At 65.6% G+C, this 23385-nt stretch carries 26 protein-coding genes and 1 pseudogene; 12 read left to right on the plus strand and 15 right to left on the minus strand.

Features of this window, described 5'->3' with window-relative positions; genetic code table 11:
• Nucleotides 1-4 precede the first annotated feature (4 nt).
• From C8348_RS17490 to C8348_RS17510, 5 genes are all read right to left on the minus strand, one after another.
• A complete protein-coding gene (locus C8348_RS17490) occupies nucleotides 5-472 on the minus strand; it encodes a DUF2271 domain-containing protein (RefSeq protein ID WP_038148813.1) in 468 nt (155 codons plus the stop codon).
• A gap of 60 nt (nucleotides 473-532) precedes the next feature.
• On the minus strand, nucleotides 533-913 hold the full coding sequence (locus C8348_RS22170; protein WP_038148812.1) for a hypothetical protein: 381 nt from the start codon (nucleotides 911-913) through the stop codon (nucleotides 533-535).
• Between the two features lie 222 nt (nucleotides 914-1135).
• Nucleotides 1136-1345 (minus strand): hypothetical protein, encoded by a 210-nt coding sequence (locus tag C8348_RS17500; RefSeq protein ID WP_038148811.1) that lies wholly within the window; start codon nucleotides 1343-1345, stop codon nucleotides 1136-1138.
• A 167-nt stretch (nucleotides 1346-1512) separates the two neighbouring features.
• Nucleotides 1513-2793, minus strand: coding sequence for a ferredoxin reductase family protein (locus tag C8348_RS17505; protein WP_038148809.1), 1281 nt, complete (start codon nucleotides 2791-2793; stop codon nucleotides 1513-1515).
• 124 nt (nucleotides 2794-2917) lie between these two features.
• The gene (locus C8348_RS17510) at nucleotides 2918-3226 is read right to left on the minus strand and encodes a PepSY domain-containing protein (RefSeq protein WP_038148808.1); all 309 of its coding nucleotides are present in this window, start codon (nucleotides 3224-3226) and stop codon (nucleotides 2918-2920) included.
• A gap of 152 nt (nucleotides 3227-3378) precedes the next feature.
• Between C8348_RS17510 and C8348_RS17515 the strand changes: the two genes are divergently transcribed.
• Together C8348_RS17515 and C8348_RS17520 are read left to right on the plus strand one after the other, a co-directional pair.
• Nucleotides 3379-4038: a response regulator transcription factor gene (locus tag C8348_RS17515; RefSeq protein WP_106754621.1), complete on the plus strand. Its 660-nt coding sequence runs from the start codon at nucleotides 3379-3381 to the stop codon at nucleotides 4036-4038.
• A complete protein-coding gene (locus tag C8348_RS17520) occupies nucleotides 4035-5378 on the plus strand; it encodes a sensor histidine kinase (protein WP_038148806.1) in 1344 nt (447 codons plus the stop codon). Before C8348_RS17515 ends, C8348_RS17520 begins: the two co-directional genes overlap by 4 nt.
• Before the next feature lie 101 nt (nucleotides 5379-5479).
• On the opposite strand, the gene C8348_RS17525 is transcribed toward C8348_RS17520, so the two are convergent.
• Nucleotides 5480-5800 carry an H-NS histone family protein gene (locus C8348_RS17525; RefSeq protein ID WP_038148804.1) on the minus strand — a complete coding sequence of 107 codons (321 nt, stop codon included), beginning with the start codon at nucleotides 5798-5800 and terminating at the stop codon, nucleotides 5480-5482.
• Nucleotides 5801-6243: 443 nt separating this feature from the next.
• Between C8348_RS17525 and C8348_RS17530 the strand changes: the two genes are divergently transcribed.
• The 4 genes from C8348_RS17530 (at nucleotide 6244) to C8348_RS17545 (ending at nucleotide 7735) form a co-directional block, all read left to right on the plus strand.
• Nucleotides 6244-6648, plus strand: coding sequence for a single-stranded DNA-binding protein (locus tag C8348_RS17530; protein WP_038148802.1), 405 nt, complete (start codon nucleotides 6244-6246; stop codon nucleotides 6646-6648).
• Nucleotides 6649-6793: 145 nt separating this feature from the next.
• Entirely contained in the window at nucleotides 6794-7048 is a 255-nt protein-coding gene (locus tag C8348_RS17535; protein WP_038148800.1) for a type II toxin-antitoxin system ParD family antitoxin, read from the plus strand.
• Nucleotides 7026-7337, plus strand: a complete 312-nt coding sequence (locus C8348_RS17540; RefSeq protein ID WP_038148799.1) for a type II toxin-antitoxin system RelE/ParE family toxin — start codon at nucleotides 7026-7028, stop codon at nucleotides 7335-7337. The genes C8348_RS17535 and C8348_RS17540 overlap by 23 nt, the downstream gene beginning before the upstream one ends.
• Before the next feature lie 56 nt (nucleotides 7338-7393).
• Nucleotides 7394-7735 carry a hypothetical protein gene (locus C8348_RS17545; RefSeq protein WP_038148796.1) on the plus strand — a complete coding sequence of 114 codons (342 nt, stop codon included), beginning with the start codon at nucleotides 7394-7396 and terminating at the stop codon, nucleotides 7733-7735.
• A gap of 8 nt (nucleotides 7736-7743) precedes the next feature.
• Here C8348_RS17545 and C8348_RS17550 read toward each other — a convergent pair.
• Nucleotides 7744-10635 (minus strand): annotated as a pseudogene (locus C8348_RS17550) (Tn3 family transposase).
• Nucleotides 10636-10755: 120 nt separating this feature from the next.
• Here C8348_RS17550 and C8348_RS17555 point away from each other — a divergent pair.
• Together C8348_RS17555 and C8348_RS17560 are read left to right on the plus strand one after the other, a co-directional pair.
• On the plus strand, nucleotides 10756-11367 hold the full coding sequence (locus C8348_RS17555; RefSeq protein WP_038148987.1) for a recombinase family protein: 612 nt from the start codon (nucleotides 10756-10758) through the stop codon (nucleotides 11365-11367).
• A 217-nt stretch (nucleotides 11368-11584) separates the two neighbouring features.
• Nucleotides 11585-12058 (plus strand): hypothetical protein, encoded by a 474-nt coding sequence (locus C8348_RS17560; protein WP_038145495.1) that lies wholly within the window; start codon nucleotides 11585-11587, stop codon nucleotides 12056-12058.
• 33 nt (nucleotides 12059-12091) lie between these two features.
• On the opposite strand, the gene C8348_RS17565 is transcribed toward C8348_RS17560, so the two are convergent.
• Complete coding sequence (locus C8348_RS17565) at nucleotides 12092-13006, minus strand: LysR family transcriptional regulator (RefSeq protein WP_038145497.1); 915 nt, start codon at nucleotides 13004-13006, stop codon at nucleotides 12092-12094.
• Between the two features lie 108 nt (nucleotides 13007-13114).
• Between C8348_RS17565 and C8348_RS17570 the strand changes: the two genes are divergently transcribed.
• The 3 genes from C8348_RS17570 (at nucleotide 13115) to C8348_RS17580 (ending at nucleotide 16036) form a co-directional block, all read left to right on the plus strand.
• Nucleotides 13115-13333 carry a heavy-metal-associated domain-containing protein gene (locus tag C8348_RS17570; protein WP_028714023.1) on the plus strand — a complete coding sequence of 73 codons (219 nt, stop codon included), beginning with the start codon at nucleotides 13115-13117 and terminating at the stop codon, nucleotides 13331-13333.
• Nucleotides 13334-13397: 64 nt separating this feature from the next.
• Entirely contained in the window at nucleotides 13398-15317 is a 1920-nt protein-coding gene (locus tag C8348_RS17575; protein WP_038145501.1) for a heavy metal translocating P-type ATPase, read from the plus strand.
• Between the two features lie 68 nt (nucleotides 15318-15385).
• Nucleotides 15386-16036, plus strand: a complete 651-nt coding sequence (locus C8348_RS17580; protein WP_208983806.1) for a DUF924 family protein — start codon at nucleotides 15386-15388, stop codon at nucleotides 16034-16036.
• Nucleotides 16037-16047: 11 nt separating this feature from the next.
• On the opposite strand, the gene C8348_RS17585 is transcribed toward C8348_RS17580, so the two are convergent.
• The 7 genes from C8348_RS17585 to C8348_RS17615 form a co-directional block, all read right to left on the minus strand.
• Nucleotides 16048-17988 carry a heavy metal translocating P-type ATPase gene (locus tag C8348_RS17585; RefSeq protein ID WP_038145504.1) on the minus strand — a complete coding sequence of 647 codons (1941 nt, stop codon included), beginning with the start codon at nucleotides 17986-17988 and terminating at the stop codon, nucleotides 16048-16050.
• Nucleotides 17989-18058: 70 nt separating this feature from the next.
• Nucleotides 18059-18436 (minus strand): hypothetical protein, encoded by a 378-nt coding sequence (locus tag C8348_RS17590; protein ID WP_106754618.1) that lies wholly within the window; start codon nucleotides 18434-18436, stop codon nucleotides 18059-18061.
• Between the two features lie 89 nt (nucleotides 18437-18525).
• Complete coding sequence (locus tag C8348_RS17595; RefSeq protein ID WP_038145508.1) at nucleotides 18526-19008, minus strand: cytochrome b; 483 nt, start codon at nucleotides 19006-19008, stop codon at nucleotides 18526-18528.
• 85 nt (nucleotides 19009-19093) lie between these two features.
• The gene (locus C8348_RS17600) at nucleotides 19094-19786 is read right to left on the minus strand and encodes an ABC transporter ATP-binding protein (protein ID WP_038145510.1); all 693 of its coding nucleotides are present in this window, start codon (nucleotides 19784-19786) and stop codon (nucleotides 19094-19096) included.
• A 1-nt stretch (nucleotide 19787) separates the two neighbouring features.
• Complete coding sequence (locus C8348_RS17605) at nucleotides 19788-20921, minus strand: ABC transporter permease (protein WP_038145513.1); 1134 nt, start codon at nucleotides 20919-20921, stop codon at nucleotides 19788-19790.
• A complete protein-coding gene (locus C8348_RS17610) occupies nucleotides 20918-22039 on the minus strand; it encodes an efflux RND transporter periplasmic adaptor subunit (RefSeq protein ID WP_238321305.1) in 1122 nt (373 codons plus the stop codon). Before C8348_RS17610 ends, C8348_RS17605 begins: the two co-directional genes overlap by 4 nt.
• Before the next feature lie 27 nt (nucleotides 22040-22066).
• On the minus strand, nucleotides 22067-22663 hold the full coding sequence (locus C8348_RS17615) for a TetR/AcrR family transcriptional regulator (protein ID WP_051855734.1): 597 nt from the start codon (nucleotides 22661-22663) through the stop codon (nucleotides 22067-22069).
• A gap of 374 nt (nucleotides 22664-23037) precedes the next feature.
• Here C8348_RS17615 and C8348_RS17620 point away from each other — a divergent pair, with 374 nt between their 5' ends.
• Nucleotides 23038-23268, plus strand: a complete 231-nt coding sequence (locus C8348_RS17620) for a helix-turn-helix transcriptional regulator (protein WP_038145517.1) — start codon at nucleotides 23038-23040, stop codon at nucleotides 23266-23268.
• Nucleotides 23269-23385: the final 117 nt, after the last annotated feature.

A 23385-nucleotide genomic window follows, 5' to 3' on the forward strand; every position in this document is an offset into this window, starting at 1 on the left:
TCCCTTACTGATAGACGAAGCTGGCGATGTAGCGACGGCCCTGCACGGGCGTGCCCGCGCCAGCACTGGTCAGCGGCACCGCAATCTCGTTCGGGCTGTCGCGCATATCCTCGACCGCCGCGTCGATGTGGAGCGTATAGCCCGCATCGAACAGGGCATCGGCCAGATCGAGCGTGATCTCCAGGGTCCGGCCTGCCCCGACACTGGCGCCCGTGATGCCGTTGATCTGGGCAGGGTCGGCCCCGGTGGCGGTATACCAGTCGCTCAGGTGTTCGTAGTATTTCGACTTGCCGCCCGCCATCCAGAGGCTGCCGACATAGGCGCCCGAGGCATCGGTGACGTAGAGCGCCAGGTAGGCGCCATCGCCGCCATAGCTGTTCATGGTGGTCGTCAGCGTCACGGGCCGGGCCATCGCGAGCCCAGGAAGGGTCAGTGCGGTGGTCAGGGCAAGGGTGGCGAGAAGGGATTTCATCGGGTTTCCTTTCGGTGATGGTCTGCGCCCCGCACGGGGCAGGGCGCGCGATGGCCGGGATCAGTTGGTCACAGCCACGGGCGGCGCGCCGTTGCCGAAGAGCCCGTTTGCCGGAGGTGCGACGGTGCCCGCAGGAGCAGGGTTGCCGAGAGCGCCGATGCAGCCATCGTCGTCATCATCATCATCATCATCATCATCATCGTCGCAGTCCTCGTCGTCCTCGTCATCGTCGTGCCCGCGACGGACCCATCCGCCGTCGTCATCATCTCCGCTCACACGAATGAGGGGCATGGGCTGGTCGTCGGCACTGACCACGGCGGCGCAAACGCCGCTGCACGCGCCTTGAGCGTTGCCCTGGTCCTGCAACGCGGCAAGGGCAGGCAGGCCGAGTGCCACGGTCAGCGCCGTCGACGCGAAAAGAAGGGAAAGTCGGAATGTCATGGCGTGGTCTCCTTGGATCTGATGCTGCCAATCTGTGCCTCGGACCTGAGCTGTTCCTGACGCCGCCCCACTTTCTGCTTCAGCTTGGCGTCAGGAAGAAAAAGGCCCCGCCGGGACAGGGCGGGGCCAGTCAGACCACGAGGGACAGGCGTGGTCGGAGAACGGGGTCAGGCGATGTTGCCGGGCATGGAGGGATGGGTTGATGCGGACTTGCGGGGCATCTCAATCGTCATCGTCGTCGCCCTGATCCGATGTCTGTTGCGTCGCCAGATCGGCACCCGCAGGCGTGGCCGCAGTGTCGCCGGGCTGCGCCGGTGCCGTGACGGTGGCTGGCGCAGTGCCGGGTCCGCGACCAAGGGCTGTCAATGTGGGCGCGGCAAGGACCGCGATAACGGCGGCAGTTGCGAGCAACACGAGAATTGTGGATTTCATGGCGGTAGCTCCTTGATTGGATGAACCGATTCTGTCGTGTGCCGCTGAAGCCTTGCTGATGGGACGCCGGTTTCTGCTTCAGCCTGGTGTCAGAAAACACGCGCCCTAACCTCATGCCGGGCACAGGCCGGAACCGATTGTACACCCGGTTCCGGCACGGCTGCGTGTCAGCGCAGTTCGAACGCTTCGGAGTAAACGCGGCGCGGCGCATGGCCCATCGCCTTGAGCCCGTTCTGGATGCCGTCGCGCAACCCGCAGGGCCCGCAGAAGAACAGCTCCGACCCGGCGATCTCGAAGGGCACCATCGCGACCAGGCGTTCGGCCGTCAGTCGCCCCTCGGTGCGGCTGGCCACGACCTGCACGCTCAAGCCCGGATGACCTGCGGCGATGGCTTGCAGACGGTCGGCGGCAAAGGCTTCGTCCTGGGTGTTCACGGCCCAGATCAGCGCGATCTGCTGGCGGTCTGCCTCGGTCAGCGCCTCGGCCCATGCCAGGAAGGGTGTGATGCCGATGCCTCCCGCCAGCCAGACCTGACGCGGCACCCGGCGTCGGAACAGGAACCGGCCATAGGGCCCCTCAACGCGCAGCCGCTGGCCCGGCACCAGCTTGTCCGGCAGGCTGCGCGTCCAATCCCCCAGCGCCTTGATCCCGAAATGCAGACTGCCATCGGCGCGCGGGGCCGAAGCGATGGTAAAAGGATGCGCCTCGTCAAGGCCAGCGCCGGGGCCCGAGCCGGGAACCGAGACAAAGGCGAACTGGCCAGGACGCCAGCGCATTCCGCGCCCTGTGGGCCGCAAGGCAATCTCGGTCGCAGCACCGTGTCGCGTGACGGAGTCGAGCGCATAGTCGCGCGGGCGCAGAAAAGGGTTGATGAACTGCGTGAACACCCAGGCCACCAGCCCCGCAAGGCTGAACGTGTTGAGGTAGAGCGCCAGCATCGGGTCCACCCCTTCGGGCTTGTCGATGGCCAGTTGGTGAAACGCGGCAATCGCGAACAACAGCCCCATGAACCGGTGCGTGAAACGCCACAAGGGCCAGGGCAATTCCAGATTGGTGAAGGGAACCCGCTTGATCCAGCTGATCGCGATCAGCGCGATGAACCCGTAGAAGGCAATTTCTCCGACCTCGGCGGCGAATTCGCCAAGGTTGGTTTCTGCCACAAAATCCTCGATCTCCGGTTCAAGCTGGTCATGCAGGACCATCAGCCCCAAGGCCGCGATCCCCAGCCACTTGTGGACGGCATACATGCGATCCAGCCCGCCGAAGAACGGTTCGATCACAGCCGGGCGCGCCGACAGCACCAGGGCTATGCCCATGGCCACAATCGCGGCGGACCCGACCGCGATGCTCATGGCGGACTCGATGCCGAACGGGGCATAGGTTTGCGCGCCAAGGGCGGCGCCTAACAGAACGGCGATGGCGGCAAATGCCGGACCGGAATACAACATGTCAGAAAACCTTCCGTTCGGGCCGACTTGAGGAATGGTACCCGGCGTCACAGGGGACTGGTCGTGGGCCCGGCGCTGTGGATCTCGCCCTGTCACCGTGGCCTTTTCATGCACGGAAACATGGTCAGTCATCTTCCTGTCCTTCGCGGTCGCGACCGTGGTCGTCATCCTCGAATTCGAATTCGACGATCTGCAGCGTGCCGGGATGCAGCTTGACCTCGATCGCGCGGCCCGTCGCGTCGCGGCCGTCGATCTCGTAGCAGCCGTCGTCGATCTTGATGCGGCGCACCTCCCAGCCTTGCCGGGTGGCGAACTCAGCCACCGCCTCGCGCGGTTGCCAGTCGGCCATCGGAACGAAGCAATCATCATCAGCCAGTGCGGCACCGGCAGGCAGGGCTGCCAGAAAAGCAAGAATTGTCAGCGTCTTTCGCATGGGCCACACTCCGGGTTACGGCCAGTCTGGATGATGTGATGCGCGCCGAAGCTGACGGCAGCCTGAAGACGGCTGATCCAGGGCTTCAGCCTGCTGTCAGGAGAGAGGGTCAGAAGCAAACCAACCCGGGGCCAAAGGGACGGCAGAAGACCATGCGCATCTTGCTGATCGAGGATGATACAGTTCTGGGAGCTGCCGTGCGGGACCAGATAGCCGCCGATGGCCATTCGGTCGACTGGGTCCAGCGGCTGGATGCGGCCGGGGACGCGATGGCCGGGGCGAGCTTCGATCTTGTGCTGCTGGACCTGATGCTGCCCGATGGCCGGGGCATTCCGTTTCTGCGCCGTCTGCGGGCCAAGGGCGATGTGACGCCCGTCATCATCCTGACCGCGCTTGACCAGATCAGCGACCGGATCGAGGGGTTGAACGCAGGGGCCGACGACTACCTGGTCAAGCCCTTCGATCTGGCGGAACTGTCCGCCCGGATCGGCTCGGTGGCGCGCCGCTATGCGGGGAACCCCAACCCAATTGTCACCCACGGGCCGCTGGAGATCGACCTTGCTGCGCGCAGCATCCACCGCGACGGCCGCCCAGTCGCCCTGACGGCACGCGAATGGGCGCTGTTCGAGGCCTTTCTGTCCCGGCCTGGGCAGCTTCTGTCCAAGGCGCAGCTTGAGGACAAGCTTTACGCCTTTGGGGCCGAGATCGAGAGCAACACGATCGAGGTCCATCTCAGCCGACTGCGGAAGAAGTTGGGGGCGGAGGTGATCGAGACGGAACGCGGCCTCGGCTACCGTCTGGGCCGGGCATGAGGGCGCCGCGCAGTCTTCAGGGTCGCCTTGGGCTCTGGCTGGGCGTGGCGCTGACGGTTCTTTGGGTGCTCGCGGCCAGCGTGACGGCGCTGATCGCGCGGAGCGAGATCGAAGAGGTGTTCGATTCCGCCCTGCAGGAAACCGCACAGCGCATCCTGCCACTCGCCGTCGTTGATATCCTGAACCGCGAGGAAGCAGGGATCAGCCAGCGTCTTGCCGCCATCCGCGAACATGACGAGTTCTTCACTTACATCGTGCGGGATGATCAGGGGCGCATCCTGCTGCAATCCCATGCCGCCGACCCGGGCGTGTTCCCCGCCTGGGAAGGGATCGGGTTCCACCAGACTGCAACGCATCGGCTCTATAGCGACGAGGCTGTGCAGGGCACGATCCGCATCACTGTGGCCGAGCCGCTGGACCATCGCGCAAGCGTCGCGCGCGAGATTCAGATGGGGCTTGGCCTGCCACTTCTGATCTTGCTGCCCGTGGCGCTTCTGGCCATCGTGCTGGCCGTCCGCGCCAGCCTTGCGCCCCTGCGCCAGTTCCGCGACCGCCTGTCGGCGCGGGGCGCGCGCGACCTGAGCCCCGTCGCCAGCGCCGATCTGCCCACCGAAATCGCGCCCCTCGCCGATACGATGAACGGACTTCTGGGGCGGCTGGAAGCGGCCTTCGAGGCGGAGCGAAGCTTTGCAGCGAACGCCGCGCATGAACTCCGCACCCCGCTGGCAGGTGCCATCGCACAGGCACAACGGCTGCAGACAGAGACGCGCGACGCTGACGCCAAGGCCCGTGCGGCCGAAATCGAGGCCACGCTGAAACGCCTGACCCGCCTCTCCGAACGCCTGTTGCAACTGGCGCGCGCTGAAGGTGGTCGCCTTCGCCGTGACGTCGCTGCCGATCTTCGCCCCGTGGCCCGACTGATCGTCGACGACCTTGCGCGCGGTGGCGAGCCCGGGCGCATCCACCTCGCGCTTCCGGACAGCGCTATCATGTCGGATCTGGACCCCGACGCCTTCGCGATCGTCTTGCGCAATCTGATCGAGAATGCCTTGCGCCATGGCCAAGCCGAAGCTCCTGTGGAGGTCTCGCTTGCAACTGACGGAACGCTGATCGTCGCCAACGACGGCCCGGTCGTGCCCGCCGAGGATCTCGCACGCCTGACGCACCGGTTCGAGCGCGCCCGGTCCGATCGCGAGGGCAGCGGTCTTGGGCTGGCAATTGTCGCGACGATTGCCGAGAGGTCTGGCAGTCAATTCGAACTCAGATCGCCTCGCGAAGGCCGGGCTTCAGGGTTCGAGGCACGACTATCACCGACCGGAACACGCGTTCTGAATTCCTAGCGAGAATGGATCAGGCTTTACGCCTTGATTCGAAGGCATTTCTCGCGCGCAGTACTCGGCTGGTTGCGTATCGACCGAGTGGCGAACGCATTTGGGCTGGATCAGTTGATAGCCAAATCGGTCGCCGTTTTCCCAGCAGCCAACGCCTCCACGAACCACTGCGGTTTGCGCCCGCGACCGGACCAGGTGAGTGCCGGGTTCTCAGGGTGCCGGTATTTCGCCGCGACAGGCGCACGGGAGGCTTTCGTCTCGGTTCCGTCAAGTTCGGCCAGAGAGTAGCCCAGATCCCGGGCGAGAGCTTCCACCTTGGCGCGGGCTTCCGCCTTCTGCCGATCCTCGAATGTGGAGATCGCCTTGGCGACGTCCTTCTGCATTTTCTTCAGCTCGCCAAGCGACAGTGCCTCGAGTTCGTAATCAGCCATTGATGCGGTCCGTGTCCTGAATATCCCGGTATCGATAGCCCGTCGATGCAGGGCACCGCAACTCCCGGAAGGCAAGGGCAGGGGTGGCAAAGGCTGGTGATCGCAGTTTTCGCCGCCGGGGAGGTGCTGGACTGGGGGTAAGGCAGTCCCGATGGGCAAGGTGACAGGTCCTGGCATGGGCTCCCCGCGCATCTCTGTCTCCTCGGCCATCCCTTCGACTGACAATCCCCTAATCCCGTTCGGTTGCCTGCGCGCAACCCCGCGTCAGTCCGGGCCGTGTTGGCTAGCGTTTCTTTGGAAACGCGTCACCTGCCCGCTCCACCCCGGTCCTCTGGGGGTTTCCGGCGTCCGTTCCGTCCACCGTGCACGCGTCACCCGACGGGCTTTTTCCGGGTCTTGTCGAAGGGACGGTCCCGAAGACAGGACACAGAAGGAAGCTTACCATGCAGAACATCGTTATCCTCGCCGGCAACATCGGTCAGACCCCCGAAGTCCGCACCACCCAGGGCGGCACCAAGATCACCAACTTCAGCCTCGCCACCTCCCGCCCCCGCATCTCGGAAGGTCGCGTCCTGCGCGACGAGAACGGCTACCGGGTCATGGACACGGAATGGCACCGCATCACCTGCTTCAACGGTCTCGGCAAGACGGTCGCAGAGCACTGCGAAAAGGGCATGAAGGTCCTCGTCCACGGCCGCATCCACTACACCAAGTGGATCGACAGCATGGGCAACGACCGCTACGGCTGCGAGATCATCGCCGAAAAGGTCGACTTCCTGAGCCGCCCGAAGTCGGCCGAGACCGAAAACCCCGAGCTGGTCGACCGCGACGACGAGATCCCGTTCTGAAAAGAACGGGGCCTCCCCCTCAGGCCCGGCGGGGAAACCCGCCGGGTTCGTGGCATGCGCACGGCAAGCCGTGTAGCAGGACATCGGCACAGTTTGACAATCTTTGCCAATTTATGTCATCGTCCTTGCAAAGGAGATCGCGACCATGGCCACGATGAATGTTTCTTTGCCGGACCCGATGAAGGCCTGGGTCGAGGCCCAGACACAAGATGGGCGCTACAGCAACGCCAGCGATTATGTGCGCGATCTGATCCGCCGGGACCAGGATCGCCAGCAGGCCATCGTCGAGTTGCAGCAGCTTGTCGATGAGGGTCTCGCAAGCGGTCCGGCAGGACGTCTGGATGTTGAGGCATTTCTTGCCCGCAAGCGGGATCAGAATGCCAGAACCGACGGTCGTTGAATATCGCCTATCACCTGCTGCGCTGAATGATCTGGACGCGATCTGGGATTATACCGCGCGTACCTGGTCAGTTGGTCAGGCAGAAACCTATATCCGCGGGCTCGCCGTGGACATGGACCTGCTGGTCCAGCACCCGGGGATCGCGCGCGAACGCACTGAAATCCGCCCGCCCGTGCGCCTTTACCGCTCGGGATCGCATCTGATCATCTACCGCATCGAGGAGGAGTGGCTGCAGGTGTTGCGCATCGTGCATGCGCGACAGAATTGGGTCGCCTATCTCAACGAGTGATCTGACGCTCTCGCAGCCCTTCGCGGCGAAGCGAGGTGCTGCGAGAGGATTTGAGCATGAAGGTCGAAGACGAAGAACGCATTGCCGCCGATCTCGCGAAGATCATGGCCATGATCTGCATCCGCAACACGCGGCTGGAGGATTTGCACGCCGGGGTGCAGCCGGTGACGCTGACCGGCGATTATTCGGACGTGAACGTGATCGACGCCACAGGTCAGACCATCCCGTGGCGCACGGTGTCGCATATCGATGATGCGCAGATGGCGGACTTGATGCGGGACATCGTCAATCGCCTGTTCACGTTTCACATGAGGCGGGATGATCTGAGATTCAGGGATCATCTCGACCGCTGGATGACTGCATCGAACAAATGGGGGTCTGCTGCCGGACGGTGCTAAATCCTACGCTAAGCTCTTTTCGGCCACCTGTACTCCCCTGTGAGTAAGATGTGCGCCCATCCGAGGGGCGAGATGTGAGCCAGAAGGCCGGGCGAACAGTCGAGACCGGCGCGGTGGCGGCTTGTGACTGCCTCCCCGAGATGTTTGGTGTTCCAGTAGATGATGATGGCGGCGAGCAGATTGAGGCCTGCCATGCGGAAGTGCTGCCCTTCGGCGGACCGGTCGCGGATTTCCCCTTGGCGGCCGATGCGTAGGGCGTTTTTCAGAGCGTGATGAGCCTCGCCTTTGTTCAGCCCGATCTGTGCGCGGCGCTGCATGTCGGCATCGAGCAGCCAGTCGATGATAAAGAGCGTGCGCTCGACACGTCCGATTTCGCGCAAGGCCAAGGCCAGCTCGTGCTGTCGGGGATAGGCAGCGAACTTCCGCAACAATTGGCTCGGGGGCATGACGCCCGCGACCATGGTGGCAGCGCTGCGCAGGATGTCGGGCCAGTTTGCCGTGACGAGGGGTTCCTTGATCTTGCCGCCGATCAGCCCCTTCAGCTCTTTGGGGCAGGCTGCCGGGTCGAAGAGATAGAGGCGCTTCAATGGCAGGTCCCTGATGCGGGGGATGAACTGGAAGCCCAAGAGGGCTGTTACCGCGAAGACATGGTCGGTGAAGCCGCCCGTGTCGGCATACTGCTCGCGGATATTCTGGCCCGCGCCCGTCATCAGCAAGCCATCCAGAATGTAGGGAGCTTCGTTCACCGTGGCCGGGATGGTCTGGGTGGCGAAGGGGCCGAACTGGTCGGACACATGGGTGTAGGCCTTCAGCCCGGGCTCTTGGCCGTATTTGGCGTTGATGAGGTTCATCGCCTCGCCTTGTCGTGTCGTCGGGAAGAATTGCCCATCACTCGATGCCGTTTGTCCGGCACCCCAGAACCGTGCCATCGGCAGCGCGGACTGCGCCTCGATCACCTTTGCCAGTGCGCGCGACATGGCCTCGCCTTCGACATGCCATCGCGACAGGCGGGAGAGCTGGAAGTAGTCATGGGTGTTGGTAGCCCCTGCCATCTTGCTGAGGCCGAGGTTCAGTCCCTCGGCAAGCAGCACGTTCAAGAGGCCGATCCTGTCCTTGCAAGGCACACCCGTATGCAGATGCGTGAAGGCTTCGGTGAACCCGACCTCGTCATCCACTTCCAGCAAGAGATCCGTGACCCTGATTTCCGGCAGGCGCTTGTAGAGGTCGAGGACCATGGCTTCGGCTTCTTCGGGAACAGCGGCGGTCAGGCGGTCGATCTTCAGCACACCATCTTCGATCGACCCGCCCGGAATGGCCCCGGCCTTTGCAGCCCGCGCCAAGCGACGCAGGGCGTCGGACATTCGTGCCTTGCGGTCGGCGAGCCAGATATCGGGCTCAAACGGCATGGCTAGCTTCGGCGTGGCGCGGGCAACCTATGCCGGAACAAGCGCCTCCTTCAGGTCGCCAAACCGCCGTGAATGGGCGAGCCACACATCGCCCGAGCGGAAGGATTCCCGCAGATGGAACAGAACCGCGACTTCCCACAGACGGCCTGCATCGCCGCCATCCGCGTTCAGGTGCCGCAACCACTTCGACCCCCGGCGCAGAAACGTCAGCGGCAGGATCTCCGTCGTCTCCGTGCCCGCGATGATTGTGCTCGCCGCCAGCAGCGGTTCCGCCACGGGCGCGGCGCGAATGTCGAGCGTCCGCAGCATGCGCGGTGCGTAGCGGCGGAAGCGATGATACCCATGTCCGACATGCGCCAGAGGGTCGGCGGCCAAGGTGTCTGTCAACTGGGCCGCTGTCGCGACCAGCCCCTTGAGGGATAACCAGCCACCGGCATTGTCGACAGCCTCCTCGAGCGATGCGCGATCTTCATGGGCTTCCAGCAGCGCCGAACCGAGGGTGGCGAAGGACTGCAAGGTGTCCTTTAGCGCTGCCTTGGCATCTTCCGCACGAGCGTCACGTCGGGACTTCGCCTCGCGCCAGGTCTTGCCGACGATCCGGTCATGGGTCTCCACAATGGCGTCGGCAAGGGCGCTGCGCCATTCCAGTACGCAGACGGCAAGGATGGCGAGACGGCGATCACCGGAGATGTCTCGCAAATCGCCCGCGAAGTATCGCTCTCCCTGCCTGCGAAGTCGGGCAATCCGGTGCGGCGGCACCCCAGCCAGAACCGTCTCGGTCAGCCCAAGGCGTTGCAGGAATTCCAGCCGATCCAGAAGACGGTTCATGTCGGCCGAGTTCTGCCCGGCCTCGAATTGACGCAGCCAGACAAACCGCGTGACCGATCCGCCAGCGTCTTCCGTCAGCAAGGCATCGAGGCGGGTCCTCATGGCATCGTCCAGCCGCTCCGCGATCCGGGACTCGATCCGCCGCTCCGCAGCCACAAGCGCGTCCGCGCATAGGCGCTCGATGATCGTGACGCCAGGCAGTATGGTTCGGGTCGCCCGGCACTGCTCGACAAAGCGCCGTGCCAGATCGTCATTGGAACGGGCACCCTCGGCCGCATCCTGCAGCCAGCCCTTCAGGTCGCGCGCCCCTCTCCCAGAAAACATCCTGTAGCCATACTGCTCTCTGAGCGTCGCCAGATGTTCATGGCGGGTCTCTTCACGGGTCGCGTAACCGGCCAGATCATCAGGCTTCAGGCCAACCTGCGCGGCCAGAAAGCGCGTAACTGCCAAGGGAATGACTTCACCGGGTGTCAGCAGACGACCGGGATATCGCAAGGCGCACAGTTGCAGAGCAAAGCCGAAACGGTTGTGTGGACGGCGTCGGGCGCGGATGATTTCCAGGTCATCGTCCGACAGCGTGTAATGATGCAGCATCTCGGCCTCAACGGTCGGCAGATCGAACAATGCTGCGCGCTGCCGGTCGGTCAGAACTGTGCGATGTGCCATATATCTTTTTCTTTCCGCGAATAGTTTGTGATATTCTGTTTAAGATATGGGATAAGGAACAGGGTTGATGCCGAAAAGCACCGGCCGCACGAAAGCACCTCAAACGAACGTTTGTGAAACATGTTGATCGGCTACGCACGCATCTCCAAGGCTGACGGGTCGCAGTCTCTGGATCTCCAGCGCGACGCCCTGATCGCCGCAGGAGTGCCCGCGGAACGCATTTACGAAGATCAGGCATCCGGCGCACGCGATGATCGCCCAGGACTGGAGGCCTGCCTGCGGTCATTGCGGGAAGGGGATGTTCTCGTGGTCTGGAAGCTGGACAGGCTCGGGCGCACGCTGACCCACTTGGTCAACACCGTGCGCGACCTGTCGGATCGCGGCATCGGCTTGCGCGTGCTGACTGGTCAAGGCGCTGAAATCGACACCACCACCTCGGCCGGTCGCATGATCTTCGGCATCTTCGCGACCCTGGCGGAGTTCGAGCGCGACCTGATCCGGGAACGCACCATGGCAGGTCTCGCAGCCGCCCGGGCGCGCGGTCGAAAAGGCGGGCGAAAGTTCGCACTGACCAAGGCTCAGGTCCGCCTGGCCCAAGCGGCCATGTCAAACAGGGACACCTCAGTCGCCGCCCTCGCGGCCGAGCTGGGCGTCAAACCGGTGACCCTCTATCGCTACGTCGATGCCAACGGAAACCTCAGGGACCACGGAAGGCGCGTTTTATCGGCTTAGCGTAGGATTTAGCACCGTCCGGCAGCAGACCCCATGGTATCGTCGGCAGGCCGCGAGGGTCTGGTTCGTGCCTGAGGTCTGTCCATTCGTGCAATGGGTCTTTGCAGGTTTCGTCAATTCTCGTGCGAAAACGGACAGCCTATGTCTATCCCAAGCCCGGCGGCGTCTGTCGATGCCCGCCGCGGCCAGAACCACTTGGCAGATACAGGAGATCACTATGCGGACTGTAAAATCTTTCACCACCGTTGCTGTCGCTCTCGCCCTCGCGCTGGGGTCAGCTGGCATTGTCGCCGCGCAATCCCATGATCATGACAGCCATGGCTCGGGGGCTATCGAGATCACGCTGAACGATGGCGCCAAATGGCAGGGCGATCAGAACATGATCACCGGCATGACCGCGATTCACGGAACCATGGCCGCGAACCTGGACGCGATCCACAACGGCACCCTGCCTGCCGATGCCGCGAATGGGGTCGCTGCCGATGTCCAGAAGCAGGTCGATTTCATGGTCGAGAACTGTGTGCTGGAACCCGAGGTAGACGAGCAGTTCCATATCGTCCTTGGTGAGGTGATGACCGGCATCTCGGCATTGGAGGCCGGCGAGGTCGAGACTGGCGCGGTGACGATTGTTCAGGCGTTGAACGCCTATGGCGAGCATTTCGAGCATCCCGGCTGGCAGATGATCGACTGACGCCACGGGCGCAGGCATGGGCCGGCGCGGGCGTCACGCCTGCGCCGGCCTTGTCTTGCACGGGCAGCGCCCCTCCAGCAGGTCGGCATCGGCCGCCAGGGCCGTCGCCATGAAGTCCAGAAACAGGCGGATGCGCGCGGTTTGGCGCAGATCCTCGTGAATCAGCAACCACAGGTCCAGCATGAAGTCCTCGGGCAGCGCGGCGGCGCGGATCAGGCTGGGGTCGCAATCGGCGATCACGCAAGGCAAGGCGGCAAGTCCGATCCCCGCCTTCGCACCGGCATGGGCGGCGATGATCGAGTTTGTCCGGTAAACCTGTCGCGCATCCGGCCACCAGCGGGCCAGGCGGCGGCTGAGCGGACCATGGGCCGAGCCGTAGCCGATCCAGTCGCCATCGGCCGGATCGTCCGCCCCCCGCGCATGAAGGCCCGCCGCACCATAGACAGCGAAGGCAAGCCGCCCGACACGCCGCCCGACCAGCGTTTCCTGCCCCGGATTGCCCAGCCGCAACGCGACATCGGCCTCACGCCGGGTCAGGTCCAGCACCGTATCCGCCACCACCACCTCGATCTCGATCTCGGGCCATTCGGCGCGGAAGGCGGCGACGTGGCGGGGCAGCACACCCACCGCCAGCAGGTCGGTCGTGGTGATGCGGATCGTCCCAGTGGGCCGCTGGTCCTGTCCGGTAACCTTCAGCCCCAGCGCGGTGATTTCTTCCTCGATGCGGATGACGGAATCGCGCATCTCCTTGCCCGCCTGGGTCAGAGCATAGCCGCCGGGCAGCCGGTCGAACAGCCGCACCCGCAACCGCGCCTCGAACGCGCCGATGCGGCGAAAGACGGTGGAATGGGTAACGCCAAGGCTGCGCGCCGCCCCTGAAAGCGACCCCGCCCGCGCCACGGCCAGAAACAACCGCAGATCGTCCCAATCCTGCGCCTGTGCATTCATGCAATGATCCCTTGTCGAAATTGCCACTCCTGATCCTGAAAGGACAGCATATCTTGAGTTCACAAGCAATGACCGCCCCACCGGGCGGCGACATGAAAGGAACCAGCCATGACCAAGACCATCCTGCGCAGCGACGAATTTTCCTGCCCCTCCTGCGTCACCAAGATCGAGAAGGCGCTGGCGGCAACTCCCGGCGTGACCGCCGCCAAGGTGCATTTCAACACCGGCCGCATCGAGGTCGAGCATGACCCCGCATCCGCCCCGGTCGAGGCCCTTGTCTCGGTGGTGAAATCCACCGGCTACGAGGCCCGCCCCGCCGCATTCTGACCCATCCCTTCCAGCCCGGCCGTGCCTGCCCGCGCGGCCGGGCCTTCACATCACGAGGCCCCGCATGTTGACCCCTATCCTGACAATTCTTCACCAGTCGGCCAGCCGCAGGAAGTGGCTGACCATCATCAGCGGCAGCCTGATCGTGCTGGGCCTGATCGCCCTTTACGGGTTCGGCCTGCGCGGGCTCTGGGCGGCATCTATGCTGGCGGCGGCCTTTATCGCCGGCTCTGACATCGCCTGGCGGGCGTTCCACGCGCTGCGAATTCGCCATTTCTCGATCGAGTTGCTGGTGACCGTTGCGGCTATTGGCGCGCTGTTCATCGGCGAATATTGGGAATCGGCCGCCGTTACTTTCCTGTTCAGCTTCGGCGCCTGGCTTGAAGCCCGCACCCTGCGCCAGACCCGTGGCGCGCTGGCCGATCTGCTGAAGGCCGCGCCCGAGGTCGCCACCGTGATCCGCGACGGCCAGCCGGTCGAGATTGCCGCCAGTGCCGTCCAGCCGAATGAGGTCGTGCTCGTGCGCGCCGGAAACCGCATCCCCGTCGATGGCGAGGTGATCGACGGTAACGCCGCCGTGTCCGAGGCCGCCATCACCGGCGAGCCGATCCCGGCCGAGAAAGCCCCCGGCTCCCACGTCCATGCCGGCACCATCGCGGAAAATGGCGTGCTGCGCATCCGCGCCACCGGCATCGGCGCCGATACCACGCTGGCCCGGATCATCCGCCGCGTCGAAGAGGCGCAGGAGGAACGCGCCCCCAGCCAGCGCATGATCGAGCGTTTCGCCCAATGGTATACGCCCGGCATCATGGTGCTGGCGCTGGGTGCCTGGGCGGTGACGCAGGATATTCGCCTCGCGCTGACCCTTCTGGTGGTGGCCTGTCCGGGCGCCCTGGTGATCTCGACGCCGGTCTCCATCGTCGCCGGCATCGGGCGGGCGGCGCGCTCGGGCATCCTCATCAAGGGCGGGCAGCATCTGGAAAGCGCCGGCCGCATCGACATGCTGGCGCTGGACAAGACCGGCACCCTGACCGAGGGCCGCCCCAGCCTGGTCGAGATCGTGCCTCTTGGCGGCATCGATCGTGCCGAATTGCTGCACTGGACGGCGATCGCCGAATCCGGCTCGGACCACCCGCTGGGCCGCCCGATTATCGAGGCCGGCCGTGCCGAGGGCGAGATTCCCGCGCCCGAGACGGTCGAGGAAGTGGCTGGCATGGGTCTGGTGGTCCACCACGACGGGCGGCAGGTCGCGGCCGGCAACCGGCGGCTGTTCGACCGGCTGGGCATCGGTTTCGACGCCGAGGCCGAGGCCGCGCTGGCCGGGGTTCTGGGCCGCGGGCGCACGCCGATCATCGTGGCGCTGGACGGGCGCATCGCGGGCATCTTCGGGCTGTCCGACCAGCCCCGGCTTTCGGCCCAAAGCGCCATCGCCCGGCTGCGCGATATCGGGGTGGGGCGCATCGCCATGCTGACCGGCGACCAGCCGCAGGCCGCCCACGCCATCGCCGCCGAAATCGGCATCGACGAGGTTCATGCCGGGCTGCTGCCCGAGGACAAGCTGGAGTTGATCCGCCACTTTCAGGCCGAGGGCCGCCATGTCGCCATGATCGGCGACGGCATCAACGACGCCCCGGCGCTGGCTGCCGCCGACACCAGCATCGCCATGGGGGCCGTGGGCTCGGACGTGGCGATCGAGACCGCCGACATTGCGCTGATGGCCGACGATCTGGAGAAACTGCCCGAGGCCATGGCGATTTCCCGCGCGACGCTGCGCAATATGCGCCAGAACTTGGCCATCGCGCTGCTGACTGTGGCCGGGCTGCTGGCGGGCGTGTTCAACGGCGATGTGCATATGGCCGAGGGCATGCTGATCCATCAGCTTTCGGTACTGGTGGTGATCGCCAACGCCATGCGCCTGCTGCGCGTCCCGCGCGGTCCCGGCGGACGCCGGCCTGCGCAGGCAGCGGTGCCCGCGACCGCCTAGGCGCTTGTGCCTCATCGACAATTCCGCTCCCGTGTCCATGGCGCGGGGGCGTTTTCATGGGGGATGACATGACCGATAGCAATGATGTTCGGGACATCCGCGAGGTTCTGGATTTCTGGTTCCCCGAGGGCCGCGCGCTGGACATCGACCCCGACCGCCATGCCAAGCTGTGGCGCTGGCGGATGCATGGCGGCGCGGACGGTGAGATTGCGGCGCGGTTCGGCCCGCTGACCGAACGCGGCGCGGCGGGGGCGCTGGATCATTGGGCGGCAACGCCCGGGGGCAGGCTGGCGCTGATCGTGGTGCTGGACCAGTTCCCGCGCTCGCTGTGGCGGGGCAGCGCGCTTGCATATGCGCAAGACCCGGCAGCACTGGCGCAGGCGCTGGCGGGGCTGGAAAACGGAGACTGGGCGGCACTTGGCCTGCCGTGGTTCCAGATCGCCTTCACCCAGCCTCTGGGCCATGCCGAGGGGCCGGACCATCTGGCCCGGATCGACCGGCTGATTGCCCTGCGGCGCGACATTGCCGCCCGCGTGCCGTCGGCCTTGCGCCCGCTCTATGCCTCGCTGGTCGATCAGGCCGGCAAGGTGCGCCGCGTCATCGCCAGCTTTGGCCGCCACCCGCATCGCAACGCCACCCTTGGCCGCAACTCGACGCCCGAGGAGGAGGCGTATCTGCAAAGGGGCGATTTCCCCCATCTGCGCGCCTTTCGGGACTAATGCCCCGCCGGTCAGGCCGGCAGCGCCGCGCCCGGCAATGCCTGTCCGCCCGCCGGTGCCTTGGGCCGGCGGATCGGGTCCGACAGCAGCCGCAGCCCGTTCAGCACCACCAGCACCGTGCCGCCTTCATGGCCGATCACCACCAGCGGCAAGGGCAGGTCGAAGAACAGCCCGCCGATGACCAGAACCACCATGGCGCCGATGGCAAAGGTCAGGTTCTGCCGGATCACCCTTGAGGTTCGGCGCGACAGGCGCTGCGCATCGGCCAGCCGCTCCATATCCTCGGAGAGCAGCGCCACATCGGCGGCCTGAAGCGCCACCTCGGACCCCGCCGCGCCCATGGCGATGCCGATATCGGCGCGGGCCAGCGCCGCGGCGTCGTTCACCCCGTCGCCGACAAAGGCGACCTTGCCGCTGTCGGTCAGCGCACCGACCGCGCGAACCTTGTCCTCGGGCAGCATTTCGGCGTGGATCTCGTCGGGGGCAAGGCCAAGCTGCGTGCCGATGCGCAGTGCGACCGGGCGGCGGTCGCCGGTCATCATCACGATGCGGCGCACGCCCCCCTTGCGTAAAGCCGCCAGCGCCGGGGCCGAACTGCCGCGCGGCGCATCGGCGACGGTGACCGCGCCCAGCACCTGCGCGCCACGGCCCAGATATACCACGGTGTCCGCGCCTTCGGCCAAGGATTGCAGGGCGGGGTGATCCAGCGGGGCGCCCATCGCCTGCGCAAGATAGGGGTTGCCGGCCCAGACCGGGCCAGAGGCATCGCGGCCTTCGATGCCGATGCCGGGCCTTGCGTTCACATCCGTCACCGCGACCGGCTGCAAGTCGCGGGCCAGGGCCTCGCGGTGGATGGCGGCGGCGATGTGGTGTTCGGAATGCGCCTCCAGCCCGGAAAGCAGCGACAGGAAGCCGGCCTGATCGCCGTCCAGCGCGACCAGCCGCGTCACCGCAGCGCGGCCGGTGGTCAGGGTGCCGGTCTTGTCGAAGGCGAAGATATCGACCTCGGCCAGCGTCTCCAGCGCGCCGCCGCCCTTGAACAGAACACCGCCCCGCGCCGCCGCCGACAGCGCTGACAGGATGGCGGCGGGAACCGAGATGACGATGGCGCAGGGGCTGGCCGCGACCAGCAATGTCGCAGCCCGGTAAAGCGCCTGTTCCCAGTCGTGTCCCAGGAAATAGAAGGCGGCGAAGGCGAGCATCGCGCCCGCCATGACGGCGACCGTGTAGCGTTGCCCGAACCATTCGCTGAACCGCTCGGACGGGGCGCGGGCGGCCTGCGCCTCGGTCACCAGCCGGATCATGCGGGCGATGGTGCTGTCGCTGACGCTACGCGTGACCTCGACATCCAGCACGCCATCCAGATTGATCGTGGCCTCGAACACTTGCGCGCCGGCCTCTTTCGACACGGGCATGGATTCGCCGGTGATATTGGCCTCGTCGATGCCACCGCGCCCGGTGACGACCACGCCATCGCTGGGCACCCGCGCACCGGGGCGCAGCACCACCACATCGCCGACGGCCAGCACCTCGGCGGGCACCTCCTCGACGGTGCCGTTGGCGGTCTTGCGCAAGGCGGTCTCGGGGCGCAGCGCCATCAGCGCCTCGATGGCGCGGCGCGCCCGGCCAAGCGCGCGCTCCTCCAGCGTGGTCGAGATGCTGAACAGCGTCAGCAGCACCGCGCCCTCGAACGGGGCACCGACGATTGCGGCGGCAATGGCGGCGGCGATCATCAGCAGGTCGATGTCCAGCACCCGCTCGCGCCACAGGGTCGAAAGCGCGCGCCAGCCGGTCGGCAGGCCACCAGCCAGATAGGCAAGCACCAGACCCGGAAGCTCGATGGGTGCCCATGCCTCGCCCGGCAGCCACCGCCCGGCAGCCGCCATTGCGAGGCCCAGCACGGTGGCCAGCGAAAGGGCCATGGACAGGTCGATGGAAGAGGATTTGGTCATGTCAGGGTCCTGGCTGGCACGACTGCGGCATGGGGCCGCAGTCGCTGGCTGGCTTGGGTTTATGCCTTGATCAGTGGGGGCGGCGGCCGCGAAAGGCAAGTGCGGCAATCGTGATCCAGATGCTGCTGCGCAGGATCATCGCGCCCATGGTGCGCGCCTCCCATGCGCCCCCCGAGACCACATGCCACAGAAAGGCGGTAAAGACCGCCACTGTCGCCAGCGCGATGCCCAGCGACAGCATCGGTGCCCAGCCCGCGCCGCGCCACAGGCCGATTCCAGCCAGAACATAGGCGAACCCGGCAAGGAAGTTGAACCACAGAACGAAGGGCACCGCTGCACCCATATCGACGCCGCCGAACAGCGCCCTGCCGCCCGAAACGATGGTCAGGAGGCCAAAGACCGTCGCCACGGCGGCGGTAATGGTCAGGGTGCGCGATCTTGTCGTCATGTCTTCCTCCGGGGTTTGGGGATCGGCCGGGTGGGTGTGACCCGGCCCGCCATGGGTCATGGGGTGCGATACGCGGAACGGACCGCGCCTCAGGGCCGGCCAAGCATGCGCCGCAGCACATCGGTCTTGAGCCAGAAATGATGGTAAAGCGCCGCGAGGATATGCAGGATGACCAGCGGAACCAGGACCAACCGCGCGATGGAATGGGCATCGCCGATTGCCTCGATGCCGGTCATCCAGGCGGCCGCGCCGGAAAGCACCATCAGGATCAGCAGGAGGTTGAGGGCCGCATGCGTGCCCGTTGCCAGAGCCTTCAGGGCCGGGTGCTCGCCTTCCGGCAGGCCCGGAACGCCGCGCCGACGGCGCAGCACCAGCCGCCACAGGACGAGAACCAGGATCAGCGCGCCGGCAACGGCATGGGGATTGATCGTCGGCTGGTTCGGCAGCGTGCCGTCCATCCGCCCGTCCCATGCCCCGACGATGCCGTCATGCATGAAGATCTGGAAAAAGACGAGGGTTGCAATGACCCAATGCAGGATGATCTGGGGTCTGGAATAGGATGTCGGTTGCATCTTGGTTGTGCCTTTTCAAGGACGGGTGAAGTTGCAGGATCGGGGTGCAGGGTCTTGTGGTCATGTCTGCCTCCCCGCAAGCCCGTCACGCGCTGACCAGATGGCCGTCGCGCAGGTGGATCAGGCGGTCGAAGCGGTCGAAGATCTTTTCGTCATGGGTGACGGTGACGATGCAGGCCTCCTGCTCGACGGCCAGTCGGCGCATGAGGTCCATCACCAGCCCGGCGCGCGCGCCGTCCAGCGCGGCAGTGGGCTCGTCGGCAAGGATGATGCGGGGGCGGTTGGCCAGCGCGCGGGCAATCGCCACGCGCTGCGCCTCGCCCCCCGACAGCAGCGCGGGCTTGACCATCGCGCGATGGCCGACCTCCAGATAATCCAGCAATTCACGCGCCCGTGCCCGGCCTTCGTCAGGGGGCCAGCCGGCAAGGTCCAGCACCACCGAGACGTTTTCCTGCGCGGTCAGGAAGGGCAGCAGGTTATGCGACTGGAAGATGAAGCCGATCTTGTCCAGCCGCAGCCGGCGCAGATCACGCCGCAGCCATTTGCCGTCGAACACCGGCTCGCCATCCAGCACCACGCGGCCCGCCGAGGGGGCAAGGATGCAGCCGATGACGTTGAGCAGCGTCGTCTTGCCCGACCCCGATGGCCCCAGCAGGGCGATCACCTCGCCGGCGCGCACCGTCAGATCGACCGCGCGCAGGGCATCGACGCGGGTTTCGCCCTCGCCGAAATGCTTGGCCACGCCTGTGACTTCGATCAGGGTGTCGCCAAGCGCCATCTCAGCCCCCCAGCGCGGTGGCCGGATCGACCTTCATCGCCGCCCGCACGCCAAGCGCCGAGGACAAGAGGCAGACGGCGGCGATGATCCCGGCTAGGACCATGGCGTTGAACGGCTCCAGCACGACGCGGCGGGGGAAATAGTCCTTGACCGTCAGGATCAGCAGCAGCCCGATCCCCCAGCCCGAAGCGCCAAGGATCATCGCCTGCTGCACGATCAGCCCGATGATGGTGCGGTCGGGCGCGCCGATCAGCTTCAGCGTGGCGATCTGCTTCAGCTTTTCCATGGTCATGGTGTAGATGATGAGGGCGATCACCACGGCGCTGACGGACAGCAGAATGCCGAGGAACAGCCCGATCTGGCGGCGCGCCTTGTCGACGACCGAGGCCAGCAGCAGTTCCTCCTGTTCGGCCTGGGTCATGGCGGCGAGGTGCTTCCATTGGCGCACGGTCGCGGTCAGCAGATCGACATCGGCGCCCGGTGCCATGCGGGCAATTATGGCGGCGACCGATGCGGACTTGACGGAGACAGCCCCGCGCGCGGCCTGCACCCGCTGGGCGGCGGGGTCGAGTTCAGTCTGAAGCGCCATCGCGTCGGCCAGCGTCACATAGACCGCCGGATCCCCGCCCGAGTTCATCGCCCCTTCGACCAGCCCGACCACGGTAAAGCGGTTGCGCCCGAGCCGGATCGTCTCGCCGGGCAGCAGGCCGGTCTTGCGGTCGGCCACCAGTTCGAAATGACCGGCGCCGATGCCGCGCCCCTCGGCGATCGCCTGCGGCCCGCCGGGGCGGCCCGGCTCGTAGCCGACGACATAGAGTCGCAGCGTGCGCCCGGCATGAGGCGCTTCGAGGTTCTGATAGTTGACCGCGCCGGCCTCGGCCACGCCGGGCATCCGCGCCACCGCGTCGCGCGTGTCGGCGGGGATGCTGGAGGCTTCCGCGAACGGTCCCTTGGTGCCGGCCTCCACCACCCAGACATCTGCGGCAGGTGCCTTTACCACCGCCAGCGCGTCCGAGACGAGGCCGTTATAGATACCGATCATCGCCAGCACGACCGTCATCAGCAGCCCCAGCCCGAAACAGGTCAGCACGAACCGGAACAGGCCATGGCGGATGTCCTTGAGCGCGAGGTTCATGGCGCCTCGCTGGTACGGGCGCGCCGGCCCTCGGCCGCGCCTTTGGGCGGGCCGGCGACGATGGTGGCACCTTCGGGCAGGCCGCCGGTGACCTCGACCCGGCCGCGGTCATCGCGGGCGCCGAAGGTCAGCCCCACCCGCGCAAGGCGGCCGTCCTGCACCGTCCAGACCATGCCGCGATGGCCGTCGAAGCCGGTGATGGCGACTTCGGGAACCATCAGCGCGCTGTCCCTGTTGCCGGTGGTGATGCGCACCTCGGCCTGTTCGCCGAGGAACATCTCGGCGGGGCAGTCGGAGCAGGTCAGCCAGACGCGGCGCTCCTCGTTCACCCGGTCGCTTTCGATGCCGATGCGGGCGATGGAACCGTGGAACTCGGCCGAAGGCTGGGACCGTAGCCGGATCGTGCCCGGCTGGCCTATGGCAAGCTGGCCGGCGCGCTCCTCGTCGACATAAGCCTGGATCCAGATGGTGGCCGGGTCGATCAGGGTGAAGATCGGATCGCCGGCCTTCACCACCGTGCCCGCCTCGGCATGGCGGGTCACGACCTGTGCATCAAAGGGCGCGACCAGCCGGTGGTGGGCGAGCAAGGCTTCCTCCTGCCGCAGGGCCGCCGCCGCATCCGCGCCTTGCGCCTGGATCACTGCGACATCCGCCTCGGCCACCGCCAGATCGGCGCGGGCCACGTCCTCGTCGCGCTGCGTTTCCTCCGCGCGCTGCGCCGAGGCGACATCCCGCTGCACCAACCCTTGCTGGCGCCGGTTCGCCGCCTCGCGCTCGGCCAGCACGGCGCGGGCGCGCACCACCGCCGCGCCGGCCTTGGCAAGATTGGCCTCGTTCGCCGCCACCGCCGCGCGGGCGCGCGCCACGCGCGCTTCCTGCTCTGTGGAATGAAGTACGGCAAGCTCTTGCCCTTTAGTCACGCTGTCCCCAGCATCGGCGGAAAGCCGGGTCAGCGCGGCGCCCACCTCGAAGCCGACACGGCTGAGGATGCGCGCCTCGACGGTGCCGAGCCCGTAGATGCGAAGGGTCACATCGTGTACGGGCTGAACGACCGTCACCGTCAGCGGGCGCTCCGTGAAGAACAGGAAGCCGACCCCAACGGCGGCCGCCAGCACCACGCCCAACAACGAGATGCGCCGCATCGTCTATTCTCCTCGCACAGCCAGAAGCCGGCATTGCACGTCGAACAGCCGCAATCCCTCCTCGCGAAGGTTGAAATCGCGCGCGCCGAGCGCCCAGCGGATTGCCACCCCCTGCACGAGTGCGGTCAGCAGCACCGCCACATCGTTTGCGGCGACGTCGTCCCAAAGCACGCCCGCCTGCTGCCCGGCGCCGACCTCCCGCGCAAGCAGGCCACGAAAGGCCGTGAGCCTGCCGTGAAACGTGGCGCGCAGTTCCGCATTGGTGACGTTCAGTTCACGTGAGAACAGCAGCATCGGCAGGGCGGGGGTCGCAGCGATCTGCGCGAATTGCGCGGCAATCAGTGCGCGCAACCGGATAACCGGCGCGTTGCCGAGGTTGAGAGCTTCGTCCCAGGCCGTTGTCATCCGCTCGGCGACATGCTCGGCCACGGCCTGCCACAGCGCCGCCTTGGTCGGAAAATGCCGAAACAGCGCCGCCTGCGTGACGCCGATCTGCGACGCGACGGCGCCTGTCGTCACCCGGTCCGGCCCGATCCGGTCGGTCAGATCGAGCACGGTGGCCACGATCTCGGCCTTGCGGAGTTTTGCTGACTTGCGCACGGGGCGCCTCTTTGGTTAGTAAGCGATCACAAACAAATTTAAGCGGACTCACGCGATGCGTCAATTATCGGGCGTCACTTTCTGCATGTATTGATTGTCACGACACTGGGGGCCAGATGGGAAGCTCGTTTCAGAGCATCCTCCTCTGACAAATCATAGATCGACGCCGATCAGCAAACCCACCGATGTTTAGCCGGGACTAACCGGCAACCCTACGATAGTAGTTTTCTGCTTTCTCCGCTTTTTAAGAGGGCGCATGTTCATCCGTGACCGCAAATGAACGAACAGCCTAGACGCTCGCTGACCGTGACTGAAGAACGCTGCCGCATCTAGTCACCCAGTCACCGCGTGGTACCCAACGCGAGGAGACCATCATGGCAGACAACAGATTTCTTACACCCGAGGAGGTTTCTCAGCGCTATCGCGGAACAGTTTCGCCCGGAACCCTGCGGAACTGGAGATCCATGAAGATTGGTCCATCGTTCGTCAAGATTGGCAAAGCGGTACTCTATCCTGAGAGCGAGCTCGATGCCTGGGACGAAAAGAACAAAGTGAACTGCCGTGTTTTGGCTCGAACCGACGTGCAGGTAGAGGATCAAGCGTGATGATCATACTAGAGCACGACCTACATACCCCGAACGACGTCCCCACCTACTCTCAAAAAGTATTAATATATAGCATATTCAATATAATAGTAGATTAAAATGGGTGATGCACAACCA

Source organism: Pannonibacter carbonis (genome assembly GCF_003012935.1).
GTDB classification, from domain to species: Bacteria; Pseudomonadota; Alphaproteobacteria; order Rhizobiales; family Stappiaceae; genus Pannonibacter; species Pannonibacter carbonis.

Coding starts and splice junctions, on each gene's coding strand:
- C8348_RS22170 (WP_038148812.1), bottom strand. CDS start 913: ATGACATTCCGACTTTCCCTTCTTTTCGCGTCGACGGCGCTGACCGTG.
- C8348_RS17575 (WP_038145501.1), top strand. CDS start 13,398: ATGTTGACCCCTATCCTGACAATTCTTCACCAGTCGGCCAGCCGCAGG.
- C8348_RS17605 (WP_038145513.1), bottom strand. CDS start 20,921: ATGAACCTCGCGCTCAAGGACATCCGCCATGGCCTGTTCCGGTTCGTG.
- C8348_RS17500 (WP_038148811.1), bottom strand. CDS start 1,345: ATGAAATCCACAATTCTCGTGTTGCTCGCAACTGCCGCCGTTATCGCG.
- C8348_RS17530 (WP_038148802.1), top strand. CDS start 6,244: ATGCAGAACATCGTTATCCTCGCCGGCAACATCGGTCAGACCCCCGAA.
- C8348_RS17565 (WP_038145497.1), bottom strand. CDS start 13,006: ATGAATGCACAGGCGCAGGATTGGGACGATCTGCGGTTGTTTCTGGCC.
- C8348_RS17535 (WP_038148800.1), top strand. CDS start 6,794: ATGGCCACGATGAATGTTTCTTTGCCGGACCCGATGAAGGCCTGGGTC.
- C8348_RS17520 (WP_038148806.1), top strand. CDS start 4,035: ATGAGGGCGCCGCGCAGTCTTCAGGGTCGCCTTGGGCTCTGGCTGGGC.
- C8348_RS17580 (WP_208983806.1), top strand. CDS start 15,386: ATGACCGATAGCAATGATGTTCGGGACATCCGCGAGGTTCTGGATTTC.
- C8348_RS17505 (WP_038148809.1), bottom strand. CDS start 2,793: ATGTTGTATTCCGGTCCGGCATTTGCCGCCATCGCCGTTCTGTTAGGC.
- C8348_RS17600 (WP_038145510.1), bottom strand. CDS start 19,786: ATGGCGCTTGGCGACACCCTGATCGAAGTCACAGGCGTGGCCAAGCAT.
- C8348_RS17515 (WP_106754621.1), top strand. CDS start 3,379: ATGCGCATCTTGCTGATCGAGGATGATACAGTTCTGGGAGCTGCCGTG.
- C8348_RS17555 (WP_038148987.1), top strand. CDS start 10,756: ATGTTGATCGGCTACGCACGCATCTCCAAGGCTGACGGGTCGCAGTCT.
- C8348_RS17490 (WP_038148813.1), bottom strand. CDS start 472: ATGAAATCCCTTCTCGCCACCCTTGCCCTGACCACCGCACTGACCCTT.
- C8348_RS17545 (WP_038148796.1), top strand. CDS start 7,394: ATGAAGGTCGAAGACGAAGAACGCATTGCCGCCGATCTCGCGAAGATC.
- C8348_RS17560 (WP_038145495.1), top strand. CDS start 11,585: ATGCGGACTGTAAAATCTTTCACCACCGTTGCTGTCGCTCTCGCCCTC.
- C8348_RS17540 (WP_038148799.1), top strand. CDS start 7,026: ATGCCAGAACCGACGGTCGTTGAATATCGCCTATCACCTGCTGCGCTG.
- C8348_RS17595 (WP_038145508.1), bottom strand. CDS start 19,008: ATGCAACCGACATCCTATTCCAGACCCCAGATCATCCTGCATTGGGTC.
- C8348_RS17570 (WP_028714023.1), top strand. CDS start 13,115: ATGACCAAGACCATCCTGCGCAGCGACGAATTTTCCTGCCCCTCCTGC.
- C8348_RS17510 (WP_038148808.1), bottom strand. CDS start 3,226: ATGCGAAAGACGCTGACAATTCTTGCTTTTCTGGCAGCCCTGCCTGCC.
- C8348_RS17525 (WP_038148804.1), bottom strand. CDS start 5,800: ATGGCTGATTACGAACTCGAGGCACTGTCGCTTGGCGAGCTGAAGAAA.
- C8348_RS17620 (WP_038145517.1), top strand. CDS start 23,038: ATGGCAGACAACAGATTTCTTACACCCGAGGAGGTTTCTCAGCGCTAT.
- C8348_RS17585 (WP_038145504.1), bottom strand. CDS start 17,988: ATGACCAAATCCTCTTCCATCGACCTGTCCATGGCCCTTTCGCTGGCC.
- C8348_RS17590 (WP_106754618.1), bottom strand. CDS start 18,436: ATGACGACAAGATCGCGCACCCTGACCATTACCGCCGCCGTGGCGACG.